The following is a 4,285-nucleotide window of genomic DNA, read 5'->3' as shown; positions in this document are numbered from 1 at the left end:
GCCCAGATCTATTATAGGCGTAGCAGGATGAGATTAGTCATTTGGACAAATCCTCTCTTCCTCTAAATGACCTGAACGTTTTATCTTTGTCTGGAGATAATTCTCATTAAACTCCGAAATGTCTCCCCATAAAGGCTTTCTACCTGCAACCTCCAAACCAGCGTTTTTCAATGCTTCCAACTTTTTTGGGTTATTGGTTATAAGTGTAACCGGTTTGGATCTTAGTGCTTTCAATACTAGTATCGCGTCATTATAGTTTCTGGAATCATCAACAAAACCCAGTTTTTTATTAGCATCAACTGTATCATAGCCATTTTCCTGAAGGATATATGCCAGTGCCTTACTAAAGAGGCCAATTCCTCTTCCTTCATGATTGGCTAGATAAAACAACGCACCCGTACCGTGCTCCACTATCATTTTCATGGATTTTTTCAATTGATAACCGCAGTCGCATCGCTTACTGCCAAAAATGTCTCCTGTATGACAAATGGAATGCATTCTGATGATGGCATCGTCACTATATGAAAAGTCACCATATACTAACACACTTGATTGCTGTAATTCAGCTAAATTAACAGAAGATAATTTCTCAATAATTCTCTCATAGTTTTCTGTTACCTCGTCACAATTTAGCCAACAATACCAATTGAACACTACCGTCTCCCCATATAAGTTAACTGGTAGTCGAATGGGACCAACTAAATAAATGGCCTTTTTATCTATTTTAATTAATCGGATTTTATCTTCTATAACTGAAAGAACTTTCGAATCAAACTTTGTTTGGGTCATAAGTTTCACTCCTTTTTTGAGTTAGTTTAAGCATCGATTCATAATTTATCCCAATAGAATTTTCTCAGCTTTCAAGCTTGTCAATTTGAATAATTAACATACTTCTTCTTATTTTCATATGTACACCTTCTTAAAACGACTACAATGAATTTTGATAAAGGGTGTTAAAGATAGGAATTCAATTAGCACTTGATTAGCAAATCTAGTTAATATACTATACTCATTCACCTTCACGCCTTTTCAGTTCCTTGAAATGATCTGCTTCGATAGTTGCAAAAAGAAAAAGCTGCCTTAAAGACAGCTCCGAACTAGCTAACGTACCCGTTTGATCAATAGGAAAGGCATCATCACCAATTTTATAAAAAGCCCGCAGTTAACTAAATAGGAATTCTTATAAACCTTGAGGACTGACCTCTTAAGCTAATCATTTATTCGATCCCATTCAAAAAGTATCCAATCGTTTCAAGCTCTTCTTCATTTAGTTCCCTTTCTTTATATCTTTAAGCTCTTTTAGAAAACAATTAACCTACCTACTATTTTTAATCGCTCCCAAAAAAGTCCGCATTACTTGTTCGGCTGAAACTTCCAACAATTCAGCTCCTCTATCCATAGCTTCCTTTAAAGGCATTGGAGCGTTCACTAAACTATGAACACTAGTTACTCCATGATCATATAAAACTTCAATACCCGTTCCGATCGATCCAGCTAAAACAAATACTGGAATATCGTACTTTTTGGCTTCTTGTGCAATTCCCATTGGTGCTTTGCCTGAAGCTGTCTGGTAATCGATTTGGCCCTCTCCGGTAAAGACACAATCAGCATCGGATAATTTTTCACCCATTTTCGTATGCTCCAACACAATATCGATGCCCCTTTTTGTTTCCGCTGGAAAAAAGGCTTGAAATGCACCTCCGATTCCACCTGCAGCACCCGCACCCGCTTTATCATGCAAGTGTATGCCTGTCTTGATTTCCACTAAATCAGCCCATGATGATAAAGCTTTATCAAGCAATTCAACCATGGCAGGAGTGGCACCTTTTTGAGGTCCGAATACACTTGATGCCCCATCCGGACCGACTAACGGATTCTGGACATCCGAGGCAATCAAGAACTTGGAATCTGCAATTCTGGAATCAAAGTCTTCCGTATTAATTTCTGATATCCGCGATAATTCGGCACCCCCGAATCCTAGCGGTTTACCATCTTCATCAAGCACCCTCATTCCCAAAGCCAGGAGCATTCCAACACCCGCATCATTGGTGGCGCTTCCACCTACCGCTAAAATGAACTTTCGACAGCCATCATTCAATGCTTTTTGAATAAGCTCCCCTGTTCCGTATGTAGTAGTGATCAAGGGGTTCAGCTCATCTGGATCGACTAGGCACAGTCCGGATGCACTGGCCATTTCAATCACGCATGTTTCCTGATCACCCAAGATCCCATATGCTGCCTGAACGTCTTCAAGTAAAGGTCCTTTAACGGTCACTTCAACTTTTCGACCATTCGTAGCTGCCACAAGGCTATCCATCGTACCTTCCCCGCCATCCGCTACAGGAACCAATTCTGTCTTCGCATCCGGCAGTGCCTTCCTGACCCCTCGTTCGATGGCTTTGGAAGCTTCTAATGCTGACAAACTTCCTTTATAGGAATCTGGTGCAATAACAATTTTCATGCTCAGGCCCCCTTTGAATATATTTTTAATTATAATCTTTTGAACTATTTTGATCACTGGTCATTCTATACGAAAATTAGTAGACATGTTGTTTGTTATTTTGGTTATACCAGTACGTATTCTGTTATTTCCCCACCTACCTAAAGTATAAGGTTGCTAAAGGGGTAAGCTAACGACCATCCCCTTTTTCATTATAAGTCATTGCTTGTTTGATAGGGGTGATGGAAACGAAATTAAATCCGTTAAATAAGAGTGAGCCGATTCAAATGACGAAAACTGTTTTTGGTACTCAACATACCCTTGTTGGGTTCCTGAATGTGAATCGGTTTTTCTTTCTCCATACTGCGCTTGCTGAAAATAGTATCGACCAAAGACTTGATACAGTCATCAAACAATTAAAAGCATTTTGGTTTTCGAAACGGTTTGGGCTCTATTGTGGAAAAGGTATTATAAAATGCCACTCGTTCCGGGAAGCTGAATCAGCACTTTTACTAGGTGAAGCAAAAAAGCACTGCTGGAAAGGAGGATGAGCGGACAAAACGGCAATTTCAGGAAAGCATACTAGTCAGATTATTTGAAAAAGTCGGTTGAGACACTGCAACAATTTTTCCTTAGTAATTTAAAATATCGGGGTATGTGCAAAAAGAATGTATATCCATCGTAATCCCCTTATATACCGATTTAAAAAATCAAGGAAATCAACGGGTATAATCCAGAAGAGCTCATGATGCTATAACTTTGCAGTTAGCCATTGGATTAAGGCGGAAAAGAGAAGCTGAAGATAAAGTAAGATCAAGTCGGTTATTTAAATGAACTCATTCTATCCCTATTAAATTCTTGTATTGGAAATTTGTATAATTGATCGAATTACCGAGTAGATTAACAATACATGATTTTTTTGCATATCAGGAGGGAATTTGAATGAGTGGCATCGCAAATCTTTTAATTATCCTTGGATTTACCGTTATTTTCATCGTAATCATCGTCTTGGTTTTCCTATTACTTTATATGATTTTCTTTGACCGCACGCAGAAGCATCATGCAATTTTAAGAAATTACCCCGTGCTCGGGAGAATACGTTACTTTCTGGAAAAAATCGGGCCTGAAATGCGGCAATATTGGTTTAACAGTGATAACGAAGGAAAACCCTTTTCCCGGGATGACTATGAACATATGGTGAAAAGTTCAAAATATTTACGGGATGTAATAGGTTTTGGTTCAAAACGGGATTTTGATGAAGAAGGCTTCTTTGTTAAGAATAGCATGTTCCCAAAATTGGCCGAAGAAGAAAAATACGATCGAGAAACAAAAGTGACGACTAAAAGATACATTCTAATGAAAGACCCGCTTTTCTCACAGCGAGAAGAAAAATGGGGAGATGAAGTGTCCTCTGCATTCTTATTGGATGATGATGATGCCGTGATCATCGGCCCAAACACTAAGCATCCCTTTCGATTAAAAGGTCTTATCGGCATGTCCGCCATGAGTTATGGTTCTTTGGGGAAGAACGCAATCACTGCCCTTTCTGAGGGATTGGCTGCAGCAAAAGGCACATGGATGAATACAGGGGAAGGCGGACTTTCTCCTTATCATTTAACCGGCGGTGTCGATATAATCATGCAAATCGGGCCGGCCATGTTTGGGGTTCGTGATAGTAAGGGCGAAATGGATTGGGATGAGTTAAAAAGAAAAAGTGAAATACCGGAAATCAAAGCATTTGAAGTCAAATTGGCTCAAGGTGCCAAAACTCGCGGAGGGCATATCGATGCTGAAAAAGTGAATCCTGAAATCGCTGAGATCCGTAAGGTCGTACCATACAAAGCC

General features: G+C 39.5%; 4 protein-coding genes. 2 read left to right on the top strand and 2 right to left on the bottom strand.

Annotated elements, in window-relative coordinates; genetic code table 11:
* Positions 1-33 precede the first annotated feature (33 nt).
* Positions 34-789 (bottom strand): GTP cyclohydrolase II, encoded by a 756-nt coding sequence (locus ACFVSH_RS23480; protein WP_387598694.1) that lies wholly within the window; start codon positions 787-789, stop codon positions 34-36.
* A 526-nt stretch (positions 790-1,315) separates the two neighbouring features.
* Positions 1,316-2,461, bottom strand: a complete 1,146-nt coding sequence (locus tag ACFVSH_RS23475; RefSeq protein WP_387708120.1) for a glycerate kinase — start codon at positions 2,459-2,461, stop codon at positions 1,316-1,318.
* A gap of 221 nt (positions 2,462-2,682) precedes the next feature.
* On the opposite strand from ACFVSH_RS23475, the gene ACFVSH_RS23470 reads away from it, so the two are divergent.
* On the top strand, positions 2,683-2,991 hold the full coding sequence (locus ACFVSH_RS23470) for a hypothetical protein (RefSeq protein ID WP_387598700.1): 309 nt from the start codon (positions 2,683-2,685) through the stop codon (positions 2,989-2,991).
* Between the two features lie 391 nt (positions 2,992-3,382).
* Positions 3,383-4,285, top strand: a 903-nt coding sequence (locus ACFVSH_RS23465; protein ID WP_387708118.1) for a glutamate synthase-related protein, incomplete at its 3' end; no start/stop codon positions are given.

This window comes from Peribacillus sp. NPDC058002, from assembly GCF_042886655.1.
Lineage (GTDB): Bacteria > Bacillota > Bacilli > Bacillales > DSM-1321 > Peribacillus > Peribacillus aracenensis.
This window is presented reverse-complemented; position numbering and strand designations above follow the sequence as displayed.